This window comes from Desulfovibrio psychrotolerans (assembly GCF_013340305.1).
In the GTDB taxonomy this organism is placed as follows: domain Bacteria; phylum Desulfobacterota; class Desulfovibrionia; order Desulfovibrionales; family Desulfovibrionaceae; genus Halodesulfovibrio; species Halodesulfovibrio psychrotolerans.
This window is the reverse complement of the sequence record NZ_BLVP01000004.1, coordinates 1-22,979: the sequence shown is the minus strand read 5'-3', so window position 1 is coordinate 22,979 and position 22,979 is coordinate 1. Positions and strand designations below refer to the sequence as shown.

The following is a 22,979-nucleotide window of genomic DNA, read 5'->3' as shown; positions in this document are numbered from 1 at the left end:
CTTGTCGCCGTCCACATCTGTGGCGGTCAGCTTGCCGCGCAGCAGGGCATCCCCCTCCGCAACGGCAACATCCGCATGGGCGTTAGCTACGGGCGCGTCATTGGTGCCCGTTACCTTGATGGTCAGCTTGGCAGTGGCTTCACCGCCGTTGCCGTCTTCCACCTTGTAAGTCACCACCATGGTCTTCACCTGACCGGCCTTCAGGCTGTCATAGGCGGGGTCGGTGGCGTCAAAGGTGTAGGTGCCGTCCGGGTTCAGCGTAAAGCCCGCAGGGGCCGCGCTCACCAGCGAATAGGCCAGTTCATCGCCATCCACGTCCGTGGCTTCCAGCTTGCCGGTTACATACCCTTCACCGTCCGGATCGGAAGGCACAAAGCCTTCTTCCACCAGCAGTGTGGCTGCCTTGGCTACGGGCGCATCGTTGGTCCCCGTCACCGTAATGGTAAAGGCGGCGGTATCCGAAAGCCCTGCGGCATCGGTAACGGTATAAGAAAGATCAAAGGTGATCGTCTCACCCTGCTTAAGGCTGTCGTATTCCGCAATATCGGGATTGAAAGAGTAGGTGCCGTCGCTCCTGAAGACCAACCCGGCGGGAGCAGTGCCCACCAGCGCGTAGGTCAGCGCATCACCGGCATCCGGGTCCGTGGCGGAAACAGTGCCGGAAACAGTGCCCGCGCCTTCCACGGCCGAAACCAGTTCGGCGGCAGCCACAGGAGCTTCGTTCACATCCTGCACGGCAACGGTTATGGCCGCTTCGGTCACATTCCCGGCCACATCCGTCACAACCACGGTGTACACACCGGCGGCGGGCGCAGCTTCATAATCCAGCAGCGCGGCAGCCGCTCCCGCTTCCGTCAGAGAGATGACACCGGTTACCGAATCAATGACAAAGTACCCGTCTTCGGAAACTGCGGAAACAGAGTTGTCCCCATGCTTGAATCCATAGGCAGCCACGCCGTTCAGGTCGTCTGCATCCACGCTGCCCACCACGGTGCCTGCTGCGGAATTTTCATCCACTCCAAGGGTCTGGTCAGCAACCTGAGGCCCGGCAGTGTCAATGGTCACCACCGCGGTGCCGGAAGGATTGGAAATATTGCCCGCCGCATCCACCTGCACGGCAAAAACGCCATGCGCGCCGTCGGGCAATGCGGAGGTAGTGACAGACCACGTGCCGTTTCCGGCCACGATGCCGCCGCCCACATAGCCCCGCCCCACCACATACAGCGCCACCACGGCACCGGGTTCGCCCGTGCCGGTGAAGGTGGGCGTGTTATCTGCGGTTATATCGTCGGCATCAGAAATGCCCGTGTCCGCAAGGGGAGACAGGTCGGGCACCGAGGGCGCAGCAGGAGGCGTGGTGTCGGAAGAGGCCCCGGCAATGCCCCCGTTCAGAAAATTGGCGGCAAAGTTGCCCGCAAAGTTCGTATCCCCACCGCCCTGCTCTTCAAGCACCTGCGCCACAAGGGCCCGCAGTCCACCGCTATTGAGCAGTTCGCCCATATTGGCTTCATAAACAGAGCCTCCACCGCCCTGCGAGGAACCGCCTGCGGCGGTCTCCATGGCTTCCCCCCCCAGGGATGCCAGCAACAGCCCGGCGGGCACAACCGCTCCGTCGGCAAGCACAAAGACTACGCCTTCCTCGCCTTCCTCGCCTTCTAGAATATCCAGAAAATCGACAAGCGTCATTCTCGCGCCGTTTTCAAAAGCGAAAACAAGACTCCTGCCGGATGTCGTCACCACAACGTTATCAACGGGAAAATTCAGTTGAATACGTGCGGCGTCCACGCGGATTTCAAAATTCTGTCCCGCCTCAGGCGCAACAAGAGTGATGGTATTGAGTACGTCTGCCATAGCCCCCCCCTTTCTGTATCTAACAGGGCGTGATGGTTGATCAGATTACACCTGTCACAGGGTCCCGAATCCCGGACGGATGCTTCTGTTATGATTCAAACCGAAAAGAAATTTTGCCTTTTTATCAAAAACACTACGAGACTTCAACCGTATTACCCCGGATTATCGAAAACACTGGATTTCATCCGGGCAACGGATAATCAACTTATCGGTATCGGCAGTAATCCTGACATCACAGATGCACACTACAGATGCACACTGCATGCCAATCGTACTGCCCTTGCCGGAACCTGTGTCTTGCCCTGAACGTTGCCCAGGCAAGCCACCAAAACAAGTACCCAAAGAAGTCACCCAGACAAGCCGCCCAACAAGCCGCCCGGTCACATGTCCCGGCCGCTCCGCCAACGCACAAACTATGCCCAACCTACGCCCGCAACAGCATTTTTATGCCACAAGCCCGTTGCGTCTTTGTGTCACGGCACAGAATTCCGCATCTGCGGTTGCAAACATCACGCAAAACCGTGATAGTTGCTGCGCTGGCCGCCATGGGGGAGGCATTCACCACCCCGCTGGCTCCGGCGCGTCTTCCTTTTATTAATGATAACTCTTTTCAAAAACGTGGCAAGGCCTTTTTCCGGCTGCATCCACGAGGGTTTGACCGATGACTGACGACCCCACCAAGGCTCCGGCAGACCCTTCTGCCAAAACAGACACACCCTCCGGTTCTGCCCGCTCCGCAAGCACGCACGCTGCCGGCACAGAGGGCCGCGACACGCCGGGTAACGCGCCGCAACGTCCATCTGGCAGCCATGGCCTGCCTGAACAATCTAGACAATCCGGACAATCTGGGCAATCTGGTCGGGCCGGACATTCCGGTCTTTCCGAGCAGTCTGGAATTTCCGGACTCACCGGACATTCCGAATCGGTCCCATCGCCGCAAACGGTCCGTCATAATACCGCTGCCGCTTCGCAATCATTTCATGCAAAAAATGAACCACAAAAAACTCAGGCATACCTTGCCGGAACGGCTGCAAACGGTGCGCAGAATACCCCCGCGCCGCCGCGCGGGAAACAACCGCACTCCGGCCTGCAGAACGGGAGTCAGGCAGACGCGGAACTGCATGACGGTGAACAGTCAGGCCCCTTCCCCGCTGCCACAAACGGCGCAGAGCCAGAAACCGTACCCGCCGCAGGCAACGACCACAGTAACGGTTCGGACGGAGCAGCACAGAACGGCGCTTCCTTAGAGACCGGCACACGCATCCCGTTCCACACCGTGGCTCCCGCCCCTTCGGACGTAGACTACGAATCACCGTTGCTGCGCTGCCTTGTGGTGCTGTTCGGCCTGTACGGCAGAACCGTTTCCGTAGAAACGCTCAAGGCGGGGCTGCCGGAACACGGAGGCGTTTCGCACACCTCCGCATGCCTGCGCGCCGCCATGCAGGCGGGCATGAACGTGCGCGCCGTGCATCGTCAGAGCCTTGACGAAATTTCGCCTCTTACCCTCCCCTGCATTCTGCTGCTCAAGACCAAGGGAGCCTGCGTGCTCACCGCCATAAACGAAACCAGCGCGCAGATTGTGTTCCCGGAAATGGGCAATGCGCCCATAGAAATCCTGCGACACAAGCTGGAAGAGGAATTTGCGGGCTACGCCATCTTCGGGCAGGTGGAAGGCAGACTGGACAAACGCGCCAGCGAACTGAAACTGCTTAAGGCCAAACGCTGGTTCTGGGGCACCATCTGGCACTATGCGCCCATTTACAAACACGTGGCCCTTGCCAGTCTGGTCATAAACCTGCTGGCCATTGTCTCGCCGCTGTTCTTCATGAACGTGTATGACCGCGTGGTGCCCAACAACGCGCTGGATACCCTGTGGGTACTGGCCGTGGGCATAGGCATTGCGTACCTGTTCGACTTCATTCTCCGCAACCTGCGCAGCTACTTCTGCGACGTGGCAGGCAAAAACGCCGACATCATCCTCGCCTCACGGCTCATGCAGCACCTCATGTCCATGCGACTGGACCACAAACCGGAATCCACAGGAACGCTGGCCAACAACCTGCGGGAATTCGAATCCCTGCGGGAATTCTTCAGTTCCACCACACTGCTGGCCATCATAGACCTGCCTTTCCTGTTCGTCTTCGCGGCGCTGGTGGGCTTCATCGGCGGCCCCATGTTCATTGTGCCCGCCATTGCCGTACCACTGGTGGTCATTGCCGGACTGACACTCCAATACCCCTTCCAGCGCGCCATAGAGGCCGGATACAAGGAAGGAGCGCAGAAAAACGCCCTGCTCATAGAAATTCTGAACGGCATAGAAACCGTCAAGACCAGTCAGGCAGAAGGACGCATGCAGCGCACGTGGGAAAAGGTGGTGGGCATGAGCGCGCAGTCCAACAGCCGGGTAAAAAGCCTTGCCAACCTGTCCATCACCATGTCCATGCTGGCAACACAGCTTGTCAGCGTCATCATCATCGTCTGGGGGGTGCACCTCATCGGCGCGGGCGAGCTGACCATGGGCGGGCTCATCGCCTGCAACATCCTGGCGGGACGCGCCATGGCACCGCTCAGTCAGGTTGCAGCCATGCTCTCCCGCCTGCAGCAGTCCCGCATGGCACTCAAGTCGCTGGATATGCTCATGACCCTGCCCACAGAACGCCCGGAGGAAGGCTCCACCATAAGCTATGTGGGCCTTTCCCCCTCGCTGGCGGCAGAGGAGCTTGCCTTCAAGTACCCCGGCACCGAGCGGTTCGCGCTGGAAGGGGTGAACCTGTTCATCCGCCCCGGCGAAAAGGTGGGCATCATCGGCAAAATGGGGTCCGGCAAGAGCACGCTGGGCAAACTGTGCGTGGGGCTGTACCAGCCCACGGAAGGCGCCATCAAGCTGGGCGGGGTAGACATACGCCAGATGGACGTGGCGGAACTGCGCAGCCGCGTGGGCTATGTTTCGCAGGATAACTTCCTTTTCTACGGCAACGTGCGCGAAAATATCGCCATCAGCAATCCCAACGCGGATGACAACGCCATCCTGCGCGCCGCCACCATTGCCGGGGTGACTCATTTTGTGCAGGCGCACCCCGCAGGATTCGGCATGCCCGTGGGAGAACGCGGCATGGCTCTTTCCGGCGGGCAGCGGCAGTCTGTGGCGCTGGCACGCGCCCTGCTGAACGACCCGGAGATACTCATCCTCGACGAACCAAGCTCCAACATGGACAACTCGGCGGAAATGCTTTTCAAGCAGCGGCTTGCAGGCATCATACAGAAAAAATCCCTGCTGCTCATCACCCACCGCATGAGCATGCTGGACCTTGTGGACAGGCTCGTTGTGGTAGACAGCGGGCGTATCATCGCAGACGGTCCCAAGCAGGCGGTGCTGAACGCGCTGAAGAACGAACAACTGCGCACAGCGGCAAAACCCCGCATGGCGTAGCGAGGAACGGTCATGAGTAAATTCCGTCGAGAAGACATTGAATTCATGAGCGAGGTGGATGCCGCCCTGCGCCACAGGGGGCACCCCTACGCCTATATGCTGTCCATCTCCATTCTGGTGGCGTTTCTCATCTTCGGGGTATGGGCGCACTTTGCCGTGCTGGACGAGGTCACACGAGGCTCCGGCACCGTCATTTCCTCGCAGCGGTTGCAGGAGTTGCAGAACCTGGAAGGCGGCATCCTGCGCGAGGTACTGGTGCGCGAAGGGCAGGTGGTGGAAAAAGATGACGTGCTGGTACGCATAGACAATGAACAGGCACGCAGCATCTTCCGCGATGCCGCGAGCAAGACGCTGGAGCACGAGGTTGCCATCCTGCGGCTGGAAGCCGAAGTGCAGGGCAAAGACCCCGTCTTCACGCAGGAAATGCTGGAAAAGGCCCCCCTCATGGTGCAGGACCAGATGAACATCCACCACGCCCGCAAGGAGCAGCTGGACGCGGAAGTACGCGTGCTCGATTCGCAGCGGTTCCAGAGACAGCAAGAAGTGGAGGAGATGATCAGCCGCCGCAAGCAGCTCATCCAGAGCCACAAGCTGGCGGCAGAACGCCGCAACATTGCCCGCCCGCTCATGGAAAACAAAGTCTATCCCCGGGTGGATTATCTGCAGTTGGAAGAGAACCTGCTCAAACTGCAGGGGGATATAGACTCCCTGTCCCTGAGCATCCCGCGCGTATCCCGCGCAGCGGAAGAATCCAGAAACAGGCTGGAACAACGGATGGCAGAATTCCGCAATCAGGCGCAGGAAGAGATAAACAAACGGCGCACCGAACTGCGCTCCCTGCATGAGGCCCTTTCCGCAGGCGAAGACCGCGTGACCCGCACGGATATCCGCGCGCCCCTGCGCGGCACGGTAAAGCGCATAAACCACAACACTGTCGGGGGCGTCATCCGTCCCGGCGACACCATAGTGGAAATTGTGCCGCTGGATGACACCTTGCTCATAGAGGCCCGCATCCGCCCGGCAGACATTGCCTTTCTGCATCCGGGCCAAAAGGCCATGATCAAGATCACCGCCTACGACTTTTCCATCTACGGCGGGCTGGAAGCCACGCTGGAACAGATAAGCGCAGACACCATAGAAGACCGCAAGGGAGAGCATTTCTATCTGGTCAAGCTGCGCACAAAGACCAACACCCTTGCCTACCGGGGGGAAAAGCTGCCCATCATGCCGGGCATGACGGCCACGGTGGATATTCTTACAGGCAAAAAGTCGGTGCTGGACTACCTGCTCAAGCCCATACTCAAGGCCAAGCAGAACGCGTTGCGGGAACGGTGATGTGAGCAAGGACGCGCCCGGAACCCCACTGCCGGAACGATGGCCGCAATGTCGGCCCGCACGGCTTGCCGTCCTGCTGCTCTGCATTGGCATCGCGTCCGTGCACACGGCGGGGGGGTGGCGTGCGTTCGCGCAGGACAAGCAGGCCGCGTCCGCCATCCTCGGAGCGTCTGCAGGGCAGACCAACGCCACGCAAAAGCCTTCCGCCTTCCGCCAGTTGCTCTCGGGAACACAGGCCGCTCCGCCCGCTCCGGCTACGGGGGCCAAGGCAGATGAAGCGACAGCGGGCGGCTCCATCCGGCTGTTCAACACGGTGGAGTTCAAAGGCCCCATCAAGTCCCTGCCGCAATGGACGCGCGTGATGCAGGAAATGGTCAAAGCCGGAGGCACCCTTGCCAAGGCCCTGCCCCGGTCAGAGCAGGAGGGCGGCAAGGGAGATGCCCGCGCGGCGTGGGAGCGGTTTGTCGCATCCGTAGCCAAGGAAGAACCCATGGAAAAGATTCGCAGAACAAACACCTATTTCAACCAGTTCCCCTACCGTCTGGACGAGGAAGTCTGGGGACAGGCGGACTACTGGGCCACGCCCGCCGAATTCATTTCCCGCTCCGGCGACTGCGAGGATTTCTCCATCATCAAATATTACGCCCTGAAGGAACTGGGCATAGATCCGCAGCACATGCGCATCGTGGCCGTAAAAGACCGCATCAGGGGCATCGGACACGCCGTGCTCGTGGTGTTTATGCAGAACAACGCGTGGGTGCTGGATAACCAGACCGATCTGGTGCTCGGGCACGACCGCTACGGACACTATCTTCCGCAGTATTCCGTCAATGAATCATACCGCTGGGCCCATGTCCCGGCGCAATAACCGCATGGAACCGTCAGACAACCCGGCGCAAGCCGACAACCTATTCCGGAGTTGACTATGGCAGAACCCACCGTACCCAACGGAACCAGAGAAAAGAGCAGACGCGGCAGGATGATCCTCTTCGGCGCCTGCCTGCTCACGCTCACCGTCATTGCTTCCGTGTCGCTCTCCGTGCTCAGCATACGCGGCAAGGAGGCTCAGCTTGTCTCCACCCTTGCCAAGCAGCAGGAGCTTATGGCCAACAGCCGCACGGAGGTGGTCTCCACATGGCTTGCCGGTCTGGCAGAACAGGGAGACAGGCTCATCAACGCAGACATGTTCCGTCTCTTCGCGTCAGAGGTGCACGAACTGGGCACCGACCTGACCAGCCTACTCTCCCACACCCAGCAGTCGCAGGATGCGGGCATGCTGGCCCAGCAACTGCCCATGATGCGCAGCCTGCTGGGAGAATTTGCCAGCTACGCGGGCTTTTCGTCCGGGCGCATCGTCAACAACCACGGCCAGACCTACATCGCCACCGATGCCAGCACCGCCTCGCTCTCTCCGCTGCAGGCGGAGTATGTGCGCTCCGTGCTGCATCGGCCCGTACCGCACTATTCTCCGGCACGGGCAACCCCCAGCGGCCTGCTGATGGATATCTTCCTGCCCATCTACCCGCCTCAGTTTGAAGAAGGCAAGGGAACCCCCGTGGCCGTGCTCATGCTCAGCCGCATGGTTTCCGGCAAGATAAGCGAGCTTGTGGCCTCCTCGCCGCTGGCGGGCAAGGGACACCGCACCCGGCTGGTGCAGCGCACGGCAGACAATCTGGAAGAGGTGGCCCCGTGGCTGCCTGAAGGCCTGCGCAAACTCTCACTGCCGGTGCCGCCTGCGGAAGAGAGCGTCATTCCCTTTGCCGCCCGCACTGCGCTGGACGGCGAAGGCATGGCCTACTCCAGCGCGTTCAAGGTGCCCGGCACCGACTGGTGGATACTGCAGGAATCCGACTACGCGCAGGCCCGCGCCGACCTTGAGGAGCACAGCCGCACCATCATTATCATCGCCGTGCTGGTCACGCTGGCGCTTGCCCTGCTCATAGGCGGTCTGTGGTGGTTCCTCATAGGCATGGAAAACAAGCAGGAAGCGAAAGAATTCAAAACGCTCGCCAACACCATAAGCGAGCAGAAACGGCTGCTGGATTCCATAAACAACACCATTGCCGACTTTATCGCCCTTAAAGGAACAGACGGCGTCTATCGCTACGTCAATCCGGCCTTCGCTGCCGCCGTGGGACGCCCGGTGGAAGAAATGGTCGGGCTGGACGATGCGGCGGTCTTCGGGTTTGAAACCGCACGCCGCCTGAAAAAATCCGATGAACTGGTCAATTTTTCCGGCCAGCCCGTCACGGTGGAAGAAACCATCTTCCTGCAATCGCGCAAGTATCATGTGCTGGTCTCCAAAGCCCCCTTCTGCGATGCGGAATCATGCGAGGGCATAGTCTCCGTGTTCCGCGATGTGACGGACGCGGTGGAAGCGCAGGAACGCAACAGGCGCGTGGTGCGGCAGACCGTGGAAGCCCTTGTCACCACCATCGAGCATTCTGACCCCTACCTCGGGGGCCACACCCGCATGCTCTGCGCCCTCTCGGCGGAAATGGCCAAGGCCATGAACCTTACCGATGCGGAGCGCGCCACTGTGGAAGCTGCAGCCAACCTCTCGCAGGTCGGCAAAATGTTCGTGCCGCAGGAAATCCTGAACAAGCCGGGCGTGCTCAGCGAGGAAGAAAAGACGCAGATGGAACGCCATGTGGAACACGCCCGCGACGTGCTGAAGAACATCGACTTCGACCTGCCCGTGGTGGACGCCATCTACCAGATGAACGAGCGGCTGGACGGTTCCGGCTATCCCAAGGGACTGCGCAACGGCGAAATAATGATCGCCGCACAGGTGCTGGGCCTTGCCAACACCTTCTGCGCGCTGGTGCGCCCCCGCGCCTACCGCCCCGCAAAGCCTGTTGACGTGGCGATGGAAATCATGGCCGGACTGTCCGACCACTACGACCCGGTCGTTGTGGAAACCCTTAAAACCGTGCTCCGCTCTCCCGCAGGTGAGAAGATCATCGCGGAAATCCCCGCGGCATAGCCACTACAGCTCCCACTCCGGAATACCGGGCCGCCCGCCGCCATGGCCGGGCGGCCCTTTCCTTTGGTTCGCCGCTCCATACCGCAAGGTGGCAGAACGCCTGATACCGCCTGACACCGGCTGATACCGCCTGATAACGGCGGATGCCAGTTGATACCGGCGGATACCGGCGGGCACCGATTCATGCCGACTGGCGTCGACTGCGCCGGTGGCCATGCCGGAATACGCATGACCCGAACATGGCCCGAACAGGACCGAAACAGGGGCACCCACCGGACAAGCACGACGGGTTCCCAAAAAAAGACTTGCCAAGCCGCCGTACATTCTCTAAACAGTCTCTCTCGTTGTGCCTCGATAGCTCAGTAGGTAGAGCAGGGGACTGAAAATCCCCGTGTCCGCAGTTCAACTCTGTGTCGGGGCACCACTTTGCACAACGCGGGCTTTTTCGCTTTTCAGGGTCATGGGCCTTGCCAAGCGGAAAAGCATCCTGTAGATAGATTTCCTTCCTGCCTCGATAGCTCAGTAGGTAGAGCAGGGGACTGAAAATCCCCGTGTCCGCAGTTCAACTCTGTGTCGGGGCACCATGAGAACAAAGCCCTTGCGCATCGCGCAAGGGCTTTTCTCGTTTCCGGGTCGCGGCAGGTTCCATGCCCGCCGCGCTGCGGTCAGAACCAGAAAAAGCTGTCGCCGCTTATCCTTCTGTTGTCTTGGGACAGTTCCTGGTCATACATCCGGCTGAAGGGCGGCACAGGCTTCAGGTGCCCGTATGCCACGCCCTGCGAAGCAGCGGAACCCTCAGGGGCAGACGGAGGCACACCGGCAGGCGTCCCGCCAGTACTACCGATCCCTTTCGCCTCCAGCGTCTCCTGCGGCACAGGCTCATACTCCAGCGTGACCATGCGCAGCAGAATAAAGTCGCTTGCCAGCCGGTCCAGCACGCGCACCTTAACCATGCGCGGCAGCACCACACCCACGCGGTGCAGATACAGCACATACTGCTCATATTCCCGGTCCGGCAGGGCGGTGTCCAGCACGTACTCCGCCGTGCGCCACTCAAGTCCCCACTGTTCCGACTTCATGCCGCCAAGATACCGGAAGCGGTACACCCTGTCCGTCTTCACCAGACGCTGTGCCAGCAACACCGAACCTTCCGCTGTGAATACGCGGGTTTCCAGAATATCACGGGGGCGGATGGTTGCCACATCGCCCTTGCCTTCCACCACCACGCCCAGCGTCCCGGCAGGAACGTATTCCTGCGGAACCGTCACCGTGGTGGGATGATAGAGCACCAACTCCCGGCTCACCGGATTCCACGGTGCCGTGCGCGGGGCGCAGCCTGCCGCAAGCATCGCCACCGCCGCCAGCAACAGCACCAACCATGCGACTTCCCGGCGGACAGGACCATACCCCCGCCACCCCGCACCGCTGCCGCCTGCCTGTTTCAAGACTTCCGTGTGCATATGTTTCTCCTTGCCGTGCGGCATACGCCGCACTCCACGCCAGCATACACCCGCCCCTGCCGCACAGGCAAGAAAGCGTTCAGCAAAATGCCCCCCGGCACGGAAATGCTGCGAACCAGAAGGAACATTTGACAATCCGCCCCGCCAGTGATTGAACTAGGCAACGCCCCGCACAGCGCGCCGCCCGCAAGGGAGTGCGCCTGCCCGCAGGGCGCACCGGCGCGGCACACGGAAGAATGCCCGCCGGAGCCACAGCCCAAAGCCGCCTCGGCCCGCCTGCACGCCGCGCGCGCATGGCAGGGCAAAAGGCCCATAGTCATTTTTCAGGAGCATACCATGAACAAGCGTATCGTATCTGTTCTTATGGCAGCAGCCCTTGTGCTGTGCGCCGCCCTGCCCGCCATGGCCCAGTCCGGCAAGCTCAAGGTTGCCTTTGCCATGCTCGGCACCGTGGATGACCGGGGCTGGAACACCGCCCACGCCAACGGCATTGCGTATCTGAAAGAAAAGATGGGAGACAAGCTGGATATCTCCATCACCGAAAACGTGGGCCCGCAGGATGCGGAGCGCGTCATCCGCAACTACGCGCAGCAGGGCTACTACATCATTTTCGGCAACTCCTTCCCGCATATGGACGCCATGGAACGCGTGGCCGCAGAATATCCGAACATCAAGTTCGAGCACTGCTCCGGCTACAAAATGGCCGACAACATGGGGAACTATTTCGTCCGTCTGTATCAGGCGGAATATCTCACCGGCTACACCGTGGGCCTCATGGGCTTCAAGAATGTGGGCACCGTGGCCACCCATCCCATCCCGGAACCCATCCGCGGCATAAACTCCTTCACCCTCGGTCTGAAAAAGGGCCTTGCTGAAGCCGGGCACGACTTCGACCCCAAAAAGGTGAATACCGTGGTGTGGATGAATTCGTGGGCCGACCCCATAAAGGAAACCACCCTTGCGGAAACCCTTGCCGCACGCGGGCATGACCTTATCCGTCAGATGGCAGACACGCCCGAAAGCTCCCTCGCTGCCTGCGCACAGGGTGTACCCGCCGTGGGCTACGGCACCGATGCCGCCGCATACGGCGCACAGTGCGTGCTCACCTCCACGCTCATCAACTGGGGGCCCTACTATGTAGAAACCATTGCCTCCGTGCTGGACGGCACATGGAAGCCCCGCGCCTACTGGGGCGGCTTTGATAAGGACGGCGTACGCCTTGCGCCCTTCGGTGCCGCCGTTCCTGCCGATGTGCAGGCCAGGGTGCTGGCAGAAATGGAAAAGCTGCAAAAGGGCGATGACCGCATCTGGGCCGGTCCCATCGTGGACCAATCCGGTGCCGTGGCCATTCCCGAAGGGGCACAGGCCACCGATGGCGACCTGCTGGGCATGACCTACTTTGTGGAAGGCGTGAGCGGCACCATTCCCAAATAATCCCGACCACCTGCTGCCTTACTGCCTAATCCGGGCCGCCCTGCGGCCCGGATTTTTGTCACGCTCCGTCAGGTTGACGCTTGCCGTGACCAGCCGCTGCTGGCAATATGTGCCAATGGGCGATACCAGACCCGGCAACGGACTCCAGCAGACAACAAAGGGCAGACCAGCCGCCCGCATATGACGGACCCATCCCCGATGACGCAGAAAACAGACACACAGAACCGCCTCAAACAGGTGCTCGCCCACCTGAAATCGCTCGGCAAACGCCTCACGCCGCAGCGCATCGCCATCATCAAGGCAATTATAGACCATCCGGGGCACCCCACGGCGGAGCAGATCCATCAGGCCATTCTGCCGCACTACCCCACCGTCAGCCTTGCCACCGTCTACAAGACCATCAACCTGCTCAAGGCGGCGGACGAGATCCTCGATCTGGAATTCCACGACTACGGCTCCCGCTACGATGCACGCCGTCCCCACCCACACCCCCACCTCATCTGCACCCGGTGCGGAGTTATCATGGACACGGAGCTTGCCGACATCGAAACTCTCACCGATGGACTTGCGCGCAAGGCCGGGTTCTCTGCCTCCTCCTTCCGGCTGGATATCTTCGGCCTGTGCCCCAAGTGCACACAAAAGTAAGGCATAACGCCCCATAGGCGCAAAAGTAGCGCCCTCTGAGCATGCGAATATGCCGCGCAGCACCGCGCGCGACAAAAATATTTCTCCTCACCGTTGACGATAATCCCTTTTTGTGGATAATGATTCTCCATAAGTCCCTTTCTGGAGTTCACACCCATAGATGCCTTACCCGGCAGAGTCCCTGCCGGCATGCCGCAATCATAAACAAAAGGAGGTCTTCGGATGGCCAAGAAAAAACTCACCACCAACGCAGGCGCCCCCGTTCCGGATAACCAGAATGCCATGACTGCCGGTCCCCGGGGACCCATGCTGCTGCAGGATGTGTGGTTTCTGGAAAAACTCGCCCACTTCGACCGCGAAGTCATTCCGGAGCGCCGCATGCACGCCAAGGGCTCCGGCGCATACGGCACCTTCACCGTCACCCACGATATAACCCGTTACACCAAGGCTAGGATTTTCTCGGATATCGGCAAAAAGACAGACCTGTTCGTGCGCTTCTCCACCGTGGCGGGCGAGCGCGGCGCAGCCGATGCGGAACGCGATATCCGTGGATTCGCCGTCAAGTTCTACACCGAACAGGGCAACTGGGACCTCGTGGGCAACAACACCCCGGTCTTCTTCCTGCGCGACCCGCTCAAATTCCCGGACCTGAACCACGCCGTAAAACGCGACCCGCGCACCAACATGCGCAGCGCAAAAAACAACTGGGACTTCTGGACCTCGCTGCCCGAAGCCCTGCATCAGGTCACCGTGGTCATGAGCGACCGGGGCATTCCCGCAACCTACCGGCACATGCACGGCTTCGGCAGCCACACCTTCAGCTTCATCAACGCCAAGAACGAACGCTACTGGGTCAAGTTCCACTTCAGAACCCAGCAGGGTATCAAGAACCTGACCGATGAAGAAGCAGAAGCACTTGTCGGTAAGTGCCGCGAAAGCCACCAGCGCGACCTGTACGAATCCATCGAAAAAGGCGACTTCCCCCGCTGGACCCTCTACGTGCAGATCATGCCGGAAAAGGACGCCGCCACCTGCCCCTACCACCCCTTCGACCTCACCAAGGTCTGGTTCCACAAGGATTACCCGCTTATCGAGGTAGGCGTCATGGAACTGAACCGCAACCCGGAAAACTACTTCGCGGAAGTGGAACAGGCAGCCTTCAACCCCGCCAACGTGGTGCCGGGCATCAGCTTCTCGCCCGACAAAATGCTGCAGGGACGCCTCTTCTCCTACGGCGATGCACAGCGCTACCGCCTTGGTGTGAACCACCACCTTATTCCGGTCAACGCCGCCCGCTGCCCGATGCACAGCTATCACCGCGACGGTGCCATGCGTGTAGACGGCAACCACGGCAGCACGCTCGGGTACGAACCCAACAGTTACGGAGAATGGCAGGAGCAGCCGGACTTCTCCGAGCCGCCCCTTGCGCTGGAAGGTGCCGCCGACCACTGGAACCACCGCGAAGATGACGACTACTACAGCCAACCCGGCAAGCTGTTCCGCCTGATGACGCCCGCACAGCAGCAACTGCTCTTTGCCAACACCGCCCGCTCCATAGGCGATGCGCCAAGAGAGATTCAGCTGCGCCACATCGGCAACTGCCTTAAGGCAGACCCCGCCTACGGCAAGGGCATTGCCGACGCACTGGGCATTCCGCTCAGCGACGTCAAGTAACCGGCGACGTCAAACAACCGGCCCCGCCTACGTCTTGCACACGGGCCGGAGAGCACACGCTTTCCGGCCCGTTCGCCGTCACGCCCCTTCTGCCTGTACGGCGGGTGCCACCTTCCTGTTTTGACGACTACCGCCGTCCATCCTGTTTTGACGGCTCGCGCCGTCTGGCCTACACTACGCAGTGCCACGCGGCGGCATTGACACGCTCCCGTTCCGGGTGCATGGGAACACTCCCGCCGCACAGCGGAGTACTCACCGTTTTTTCGTATTGCAGGAGCAAGCATGGACGTTTTGCAGGGACTGGATTCCGGGGATAAATTCCCGTGGCATGTACAGGGGCTGCCCTACACTGTGGAACTGCCGCTGGTGCGCGTTCCCGCCGGTGACAAGGTGCTGCGCATCGCATCGCTCAATCTGGTTGGGCAGGTGCGGCTGAACCGCGACCTCGGTGTGCTGCTGGCGCGCAAGGTCCGCGCCGTGGTGGGCAACATGTCCGGCGTGGTGCTGCTCACCGTGGTGGAAAAAGGGCTGCAACTGGCTCAGGTCGTGGCAGAGGAACTGGGGCTGGAGGCCATGGCCGTGGCCTACAACCGTGTCAAACCGCATATGGAAGCCGACCGCCGCCCCGTGCTGCAGGTCGGCGCCTCATCCATCACCAGCGGCGGCAAGTTCCTCGCCCTGTACGAGCGCGACATGAACCTGCTGGCCACAGGCAAGCGCTTCATCCTGCTGGATGACGTGGTCTCCACAGGCGGCACCATCTTCAGCCTTGCAGACCTGCTGGAAGAAGTCATGCGCCAGCGGCAGCTGCCCCCCCCGGTCATAGAAGGCATTTTCTGCGCCGCCATAGAGGGCGACCAATCCCCCCTGCTGCCCGCCCCGGTCCATGCCGTGGGCATCCTGCCCGTTCCGGTCACGGAGACGGCCTAGCCATGTCCGCCCCCCTGCCCGTATCCCCCCCTGCCCCCGCGCAGGACGCTGAATCCCCCGGTACCGCCGCACCCCTGCTGGAATGCCGGGGCATCGTCAAGCGGTTCGGGCCGGTCACGGCCAACAGCGGCGTGGACCTTGCGGTGCACGCGGGGCAGATTGTCGCCATTCTGGGCGAAAACGGCGCGGGCAAATCCACACTCATGTCCATCATCGCGGGCCGCTACCGCCCGGATGAAGGCGAGTTGTTGCTGGATGGGCAGCCTGTGCACTTCTCCTCCCCCGCACAGGCATTGCAGCGCGGCATAGGCATGGTTTACCAGCGGTTCATGCTCGTGGGCCCCCTCACCGTGGCAGAAAACATCCTGCTCGCTGCAGACGCCGCCCGCGCAGGCAGGGGAACCCCCCGGCACACCATCGCTACCGTTTCCGCCCGCATCCGCGAGCTTGCAGACCGCTACGGCCTGCACGTAGACCCGCAGGCCCGCGTGCGCGACCTGTCCATGGGCGAACGGCAAAGGGTGGAGATCCTCAAACTGCTGGTGCAGGAAGCCCGCGTCCTCATCTTCGATGAACCTACAGCGGTGCTCGCCCAGCCGGAAGTAGAGGGGCTTTTCTCCGTCTTCCGCAAACTGCGCGCAGACGGGCGGGGCATTCTCTTCATCACCCACAAGCTGGAAGAGGTGCTCGGCGCGGCAGACCGCATCGCCATTCTGCGGCGTGGCCGCATCGTGGCGCAGACAGAACCGGACAAAATCAACAACAAGCTGGAACTGGCCCGGCTCATGGTGGGCCGCGAACTGGTGCTGCGCGTGGACAAGCCCCCCGTGCCGCTGGGCGAAAAGGTGTTTGAGGCACGCAACCTGTGCGGTGCCGGATTCAGCGATATTTCCTTTGCCGTGCGCCGGGGTGAAATTTTCTCCATTGTGGGCGTGGCGGGCAACGGGCAGGAGCAGCTTGCCTGTGTCGTGGCAGGCGTGGCACAGGCCCATGGCGGCAGCGTGCGTTTTCTGGGCGAGGAATACTCCCCGCTCCAGTGGGTGCAGAGAATCCTGCATCCGGCCGCCACAGGCACTGCCGTGGCCTACGTGCCGGAAGACCGGCACCATGTGGGCAGCATCGCGGGCATGGGCCTGCGCGAAAATTTCTTCCTCACCCGCAGGCAGGACGCGGGAGAAGGCCCGTGGCTGGACACCGCCCGCATGGAACGCGAAACGCGGCAGGCCATAGCCCGGTTCGGCATAGTCACCCACAATGCGGAAACGCCCGCAGGCAGTCTTTCCGGCGGCAACCTGCAAAAGCTGCTGCTGGCGCGTGAAATGGCCCGCAACCCAGCCCTGTTCATCGCCGAGCAGCCCACGCAGGGGCTGGACATAAAAGCCACCGAAGACGTGTGGGCGGCCATGCTCGCGCAGCGTGAACACTCCGGGGTGCTGCTTGTCACCGGCGACCTGAAGGAAGCCCTCTCCCTGTCCGACCGCATAGGCGTGATGTTCCGGGGCAGGCTTCTGGACATCATTGATACGCAGGACGTGGAGCGCGTGGAACGCATCGGCCTGCTCATGGCCGGAACCACAACCGCCTGAAACGGACCATCTCCCCATGCTCATACTGGAAAAACGCCATACCCCCCTCAAACACCGGGCCATAACCACCGCCTCCGTGGCGCTGGGCACGGCACTGCTGGCCGGGGCTGCCGTCATGGCACTGTACGGGGCCAACCCGCTGCTGGCTTACGCCGCCATGTTCAAGGGCGCGCTGGGGTCTACCTTCGGGCTGACGGAGGTGGTGGTAAAGGCCATCCCGCTCACCCTCACCGGGCTTGCCGTGGCCCTGTGCGCCACCATGCTGCTGTGGAACATCGGCTGCGAGGGGCAGCTTGTCATGGGCGGCATAGGTGCCGCCGGGGTGGTCATGCTGTTTGCCCCGGTGCTGCCCTCCCCGCTGCTGCTGCCTGCCGTCATCCTGTGCGGGGCGGCGTGCGGCGCACTGTGGGCCTTTGTGCCCGCCCTGCTGCGGGTATGGGCCAATGTCAGCGAAATCCTTACCACCCTGCTCCTGAACTACGTGGCCATCATCCTCATGGAATACCTGTATTTCGGCCCGTGGCGCGACCCGCAGGGCATGGGCTTTCCCGGCACGCCGCTCTTTCCGCCCGCCGCCATGCTGCCACGCCTTCTGGATACCCGCATCCATCTGGGGCTGGTTTTCGCCGTGGCCCTTGCCGCCGGGCTGCACTTCCTGCTGGCCCGTTCCAAATGGGGCTTCTCCGTGCGCATAACCGGGCACGGCCCGCAGGCCGCAGGATATGCGGGCCTGAACGTACCGCGCCAAACCCTGCTGGTCATGGCCGCCAGCGGCGCGCTGGCAGGACTTGCCGGAGCGGGCGAGGCAGCCGCCATACACTACCGGCTGCAGGAAGGATTCGCGGCGGGCTACGGGTATGACGGCATCATCGTGGCCTGCCTCGCTGCCCTGCAGCCCCGGCTCATCCCCTTCTGCGCGCTGCTGCTGGGCGTGTTCATCGTGGGCGGCGAGCAGCTTGCCACCACCATGCAGCTGCCCGCCTCCATCAGCCGGATACTGGAAGGGGCGCTGCTGTTCGGCTTTCTGCTGGGAGAAAACTTCGGCCGCTACCGCATCCGCCCTGCAAGGCGGATCAAAGGAGCCGCATGATGCTGGAAGACATTGCCTTCATCACCAAAATAGCAGTCAAATCCTCGGCAGCGGTCTTCTTCGCCGCCCTTGGCGAAATTTTCACCCAGCGCAGCGGCGTGCTGAATCTGGGCGTGGAAGGCATGATGCTTGTGGGCGCGCTGGCAGGTGTCGCCGTGGGCAGCGCCACCCAGAACCCCGTGCTCGCCACGCTGGGCGGCATGGCCGTGGGCGGCACGCTTGCCCTGCTGCACGCCTTTTTCGCCATCACCCTGCGGGTGAACCAAACCCTTTCCGGCCTTGCCCTGACCATTCTGGGCGGCGGGCTCGCCAGCTTTCTGGGCCGCGCCTACATCGGCAAGCCTGCCCTGCGCATGACGGTCTGGAACGTGCCCTATCTTTCCGACATTCCCGTTGTGGGCGATGTCTTCTTCAGGCAGACTCCTCTGGTCTATGCGGCCTACCTGCTCGTACCCGCAGCCGCGTGGGTGCTGTTCCGTTCCCGGCTCGGGCTGCGCATACGCGCCGTGGGCGAAGATGCCGCCTCCGCCGATGCAGCGGGCGTGCCCGTTGCCGCCATCCGTTACGGGTGCACGGTGTTCGGCGGCTGCATGGCAGGGCTGGGCGGCGCGTATCTTTCGCTCGCCTACACGCCGGGATGGAAGGAAAACATGACCATGGGGCAGGGCTGGATAGCCATCGCCATGGTCATCTTCGCCACATGGCACCCTGTGCGCGCGTACGCGGGGGCGCTGCTCTTCGGCGGGCTGGCGGCCCTGCAATTCTTCTTTCAGGCCACGGGCGTGGAGGTTGTGCCCATTCACATCCTCCGCATGTTCCCGTATCTTGCCACCATCCTAGTGCTCATTGCCGTGATGCGCCTTGACAGAACAAGGGGAAGCGGCGCGGGTCCCGCCGCGCTGGGCATCCCCTTCAGCCGGGAGGGCTGACCATGTCTCACACCAACACACTCACCGACACACTTACCAACACGCTGATAGGCACAGCCGTGGGCGAGACGCCCGCAGACCTGCTCATCCGCAACGTCCGGCTGGTCAACGTCCTTTCCGGCGAAATCCACCCCGCGCACATCGCGGTCAAAGACGGCTGCGTCATCGGCTTTGAGGAGTACGAAGCCCGCACCGTGGTGGACGCCCGGCACCGCTACTGCGTTCCCGGCCTCATAGACGGGCATATCCACATAGAATCCACTCTGCTCTCTCCGGCCCGCTTTGCGCGCATAGCGGCACAGCACGGCACCGCCGCCGTCATCTGCGACCCGCACGAGATTGCCAACGTCATGGGCACCGCCGGGCTGGAATACATGCTGGCAGCCAGCGAACACCTGCCCCTCTCCGTGTTCATGATGATGCCCTCATGCGTGCCCGCCACGCATATGGAAAGCTCCGGCGCGGTGCTCACCCACGAGCATGTGCACGATTTTCTCACCCGCTACCCTCAGCGCATACTGGGGCTGGCAGAGGTGATGAACTACCCCGGCGTGCTTTTCCGCAACCCGGAGGTGCTGGCCAAGCTGAACGCCGCACAGGGCCGCGTCATAGACGGGCACGCCCCGCTGCTGCACGGCAAGGACCTGAACGCCTACATCATTGCCGGTCCTGCCAGCGACCACGAATCGTCCACCGTGGAAGAGGCACGCGAAAAGCTGCGCAAGGGCATGCACCTTATGGTGCGCGAAGGCTCGCAGGAACACAACCTGCTCGACCTGCTGCAAACCGTCAACGAATTCAACAGCCACCGCGCCTCGTTCGTCTGCGACGACCGTCTGGTGAACGACCTCGTAAACCACGGCCACATGGACGACATCCTGCGCAAGGCCATGGCAACAGGGCTTGCGCCCATGCGCGCCGTGCAGATGGCCACCATAAACACCGCCCGCTACTTCGGGCTGCACAGGCGTGGCGCCTTAGCTCCCGGCTACCGGGCAGACATGGTGCTGCTCGACGATCTGCAATCCTTCACCATTGCCGACTGCTACCTTGCGGGCCGCCGCGTAGAGGAGTGCGACTTCTCCTCTTCCGTGCATTTTTCCGAAAACACCATGCGGGTGGCCAATCTGGACAAAGACGCCCTGCGCGTTCCCGCACAAGCAGGCAAGCTGCGGGTCATCGGCATTATGCCGGGCCAGATCATCACAGAACACCAGCTGCTGGAACCGGCCCTGCGCGAAGGGGAAGCCGTGGCCGATGCCGGACGCGATCTCGCCAAACTTGCCGTGTTTGAGCGGCACAACGCCAGAGGCAACGTAGGGCTGGGATTCGTCACCGGGCTGGGCCTGCGGGCAGGTGCGCTGGCGGGCACAGTGGCCCATGATTCGCACAACCTGATTGTCGGCGGCATGGACGATGAAGACATGCTCACCGCCGCGCGCGAGGTAGTACGCATCGGCGGCGGACTGGCCGTGGCCCATGCGGGCAAGGTGCTGGCGTCGCTGCCGCTGCCCATTGCCGGACTCATGAGCGATGCGCCCGTAGAAGAGGTGCTGGCTGGCCTGCAATCCATAAATGCCGCCCTCGCCACACTGGGCTACAAGCTCGGCAGCCCCTTTGCCGCCCTTTCCTTCCTCGCCCTGCCGGTCATCCCGTCACTTAAGCTTACAGATATGGGGCTGGTGGATGTGCAGCGGTTCGCCATGGTAGGATTATGGGCTGAGTAGTCATTAAAAAGGTTCATCGCGGTATTCCTCGATGAACCTTTTTTCGTTCCTCACGCGACGGTAATCCCCGCCCCTTCTGCCTTCCATCTGCTATTTGGCATCCATCTTCTGGAATTGCCGTTCCTTCTGCTCAGGTGCCTTCATCGACCATGAGAGAGGTGCACAATGCAAATCAACAAAAACTAAGCGTATCGGGCTTGCCTCTTTTGTTATTCAAAACGTTCGAATTTTACGCGTTCTTCTTTCTCTTCGCTTTGTTTTTCTTTTTTAACTCGGTTCGCAAATAGAGACTTGTTCGTAGTGGCCCAATCTCTGACCCGTTTGTCCTTGTGGTCGAGCAGCTGATCGAAAAGGGGTAGATTTTGCTCCATAATTTCTGCGCGAGAGCCACGCCAAGACATGGGTTCTAGGGTTATTTTGAATATGTCGAGAAGTTCCGTCGGACTGTCGTGCTGTTCGAGCATGTTCAATGCAAGAGGAGTCCAGCATACGTCCCCCTCCTCTGTCCGGACTTTGGGATTGAGTGCCTTGGCCATTTTTAGATAGTTAACCTGCGGATCAGGGGCACAGCAATCGTGAATAACTTCTTCGTCGATCATCGCAAGGAATTTCCACAACCCATATTCAGAGTCATGATAAGCACAATATGGAACAGAGCTACAGCTATCTGAAAGAACAAACTTTTTAATAAAACCATAGGGCCACCACTGTGCAAGCTTTTCCAATGTATATTGGCAATCGAGTATGGAAAGTCTGTCTTTCAACTGCGAAATGATGTTGTCAAATATTTCAGGAGCATGTTCCTTTGGCGAGTGCAGATCGGTGCAAGACTCAATGATTGAGCCGATTTGATAGTCCATAATCCTTATGGTATTGTTATCAGCTTGGCTGATTAAACGTAATGCCATTTGCGTTACGCTTGAATATGGAGATGACTTTTTAAGTCGCATATATAATATTTCCAACATGACTTCTGTTGAATCATTTTTATTTGATAACACACTTAGTATCAAATATAGATCATTATCAGATAACTGCTCATGGACTTTCCCATATCCTAGGAGTTTATACCAGTAAGTTTGACACTTGCCTATGTGAATAGAATCAATGATGCGCTTAATGGCTTTTTCATCGAGTGGAGATTCTTTTTGGATAAGCATGAAGTACTTTGAGAAATATATATCAGTGAGGGATTGATCGAGAATGCTGTTTGCAAGTTCGGACTTCATATCCGCAAGCAAATACAAAAATCCTTGAACAAAACGAATGGCCTTACCCTGTTCTGGAAGAAGGGAAAAGGTTTCATAAATAACATGCCAAGTCGCTTTGTTCGGCGAATGCATGGCAACCCCATGTCCTAAGTCGAAGAGTTGGCCTGAGTCGTATTCAAGAATCTTCGGCAGCAGACTCGCAAACGTATTTGGGTCAGAAGCGAGTTCTTTCCCTAGTTCTTGGGTCGCAAGGGTGGCCTGTTTTAATTCTGATTCGGTGTCCTCTTCAAGGAATAAGTCTGAATAACGAAAGTCACCGCATAGACATAGGTGAATTCGATACTCGAGAGCGCTAGGAAGAAGGGAATTTTTAAGGGTGTTAAGAGCAGATATTTCTTCAACTGATGCTGTTTTGAAATCAAATCTCAGAAGGTCGTTGATCGCATACACAGCTTCATTCCAGTGGCCGCAGTGTGTGGTGATCATTTGGACTGCGTCTACTAGCTCCTCGGAAAACCCTGCGAGCCATAGTCCTCTAAATCTATTGGCTAGCATCTGGCGAGCCTCTTCTGCGGTGCATGAGTTGCTTGTTATGTGTTGCAGCGTAGTGATCCTGCTACAAAGTTGTGGATACCCAGTTAAGCTACTATCCTGACTCAAACAGGAGCAGTGGATGAGTAACACACGACGA

The 22,979-nt window shown here is 60.3% G+C and carries 15 protein-coding genes and 2 tRNA genes; 14 read left to right on the top strand and 3 right to left on the bottom strand.

Annotated features, from left to right (window positions below; all coding sequences use genetic code 11):
- A partial coding sequence (locus HUV26_RS04660; RefSeq protein ID WP_174408951.1) for a cadherin-like domain-containing protein occupies positions 1–1,851 on the bottom strand: 1,851 nt, incomplete at its 3' end.
- Positions 1,852–2,512: 661 nt separating this feature from the next.
- On the opposite strand from HUV26_RS04660, the gene HUV26_RS04655 reads away from it, so the two are divergent.
- The 6 genes from HUV26_RS04655 (at position 2,513) to HUV26_RS04630 (ending at position 10,186) form a co-directional block, all read left to right on the top strand.
- On the top strand, positions 2,513–5,281 hold the full coding sequence (locus HUV26_RS04655) for a type I secretion system permease/ATPase (protein ID WP_174408950.1): 2,769 nt from the start codon (positions 2,513–2,515) through the stop codon (positions 5,279–5,281).
- 12 nt (positions 5,282–5,293) lie between these two features.
- Positions 5,294–6,616, top strand: a complete 1,323-nt coding sequence (locus tag HUV26_RS04650) for an HlyD family type I secretion periplasmic adaptor subunit (protein ID WP_174408949.1) — start codon at positions 5,294–5,296, stop codon at positions 6,614–6,616.
- A 1-nt stretch (position 6,617) separates the two neighbouring features.
- The gene (locus HUV26_RS04645; protein ID WP_174408948.1) at positions 6,618–7,484 is read left to right on the top strand and encodes a transglutaminase-like cysteine peptidase; all 867 of its coding nucleotides are present in this window, start codon (positions 6,618–6,620) and stop codon (positions 7,482–7,484) included.
- A gap of 57 nt (positions 7,485–7,541) precedes the next feature.
- A complete protein-coding gene (locus tag HUV26_RS04640; protein ID WP_174408947.1) occupies positions 7,542–9,602 on the top strand; it encodes an HD domain-containing phosphohydrolase in 2,061 nt (686 codons plus the stop codon).
- A gap of 348 nt (positions 9,603–9,950) precedes the next feature.
- A tRNA-Phe gene (locus HUV26_RS04635) sits at positions 9,951–10,026 on the top strand.
- An 84-nt stretch (positions 10,027–10,110) separates the two neighbouring features.
- A tRNA-Phe gene (locus HUV26_RS04630) sits at positions 10,111–10,186 on the top strand.
- 81 nt (positions 10,187–10,267) lie between these two features.
- Here the strand turns inward: HUV26_RS04630 and HUV26_RS04625 are convergent.
- The gene (locus tag HUV26_RS04625; RefSeq protein WP_174408946.1) at positions 10,268–11,062 is read right to left on the bottom strand and encodes a hypothetical protein; all 795 of its coding nucleotides are present in this window, start codon (positions 11,060–11,062) and stop codon (positions 10,268–10,270) included.
- Between the two features lie 336 nt (positions 11,063–11,398).
- Between HUV26_RS04625 and HUV26_RS04620 the strand changes: the two genes are divergently transcribed.
- From HUV26_RS04620 to ade, 8 genes are all read left to right on the top strand, one after another.
- A complete protein-coding gene (locus HUV26_RS04620; RefSeq protein WP_174408945.1) occupies positions 11,399–12,496 on the top strand; it encodes a BMP family ABC transporter substrate-binding protein in 1,098 nt (365 codons plus the stop codon).
- Between the two features lie 198 nt (positions 12,497–12,694).
- Entirely contained in the window at positions 12,695–13,141 is a 447-nt protein-coding gene (locus HUV26_RS04615; protein WP_174408944.1) for a Fur family transcriptional regulator, read from the top strand.
- A gap of 222 nt (positions 13,142–13,363) precedes the next feature.
- Positions 13,364–14,815, top strand: coding sequence for a catalase (locus tag HUV26_RS04610; RefSeq protein WP_174408943.1), 1,452 nt, complete (start codon positions 13,364–13,366; stop codon positions 14,813–14,815).
- Positions 14,816–15,097: 282 nt separating this feature from the next.
- Positions 15,098–15,745, top strand: a complete 648-nt coding sequence (locus HUV26_RS04605) for a phosphoribosyltransferase family protein (RefSeq protein ID WP_174408942.1) — start codon at positions 15,098–15,100, stop codon at positions 15,743–15,745.
- A gap of 2 nt (positions 15,746–15,747) precedes the next feature.
- Entirely contained in the window at positions 15,748–17,331 is a 1,584-nt protein-coding gene (locus HUV26_RS04600) for an ABC transporter ATP-binding protein (RefSeq protein ID WP_174408941.1), read from the top strand.
- Between the two features lie 16 nt (positions 17,332–17,347).
- Positions 17,348–18,421, top strand: coding sequence for an ABC transporter permease (locus HUV26_RS04595; RefSeq protein ID WP_174408940.1), 1,074 nt, complete (start codon positions 17,348–17,350; stop codon positions 18,419–18,421).
- Complete coding sequence (locus HUV26_RS04590) at positions 18,418–19,350, top strand: ABC transporter permease (RefSeq protein WP_243451264.1); 933 nt, start codon at positions 18,418–18,420, stop codon at positions 19,348–19,350. The genes HUV26_RS04595 and HUV26_RS04590 overlap by 4 nt, the downstream gene beginning before the upstream one ends.
- Before the next feature lie 2 nt (positions 19,351–19,352).
- A complete protein-coding gene (gene ade / locus HUV26_RS04585) occupies positions 19,353–21,077 on the top strand; it encodes an adenine deaminase (protein ID WP_174408939.1) in 1,725 nt (574 codons plus the stop codon).
- 209 nt (positions 21,078–21,286) lie between these two features.
- On the opposite strand, the gene HUV26_RS04580 is transcribed toward ade, so the two are convergent.
- On the bottom strand, positions 21,287–22,979 hold a 1,693-nt coding region (locus HUV26_RS04580), incomplete at its 5' end, for a hypothetical protein (protein WP_205245115.1).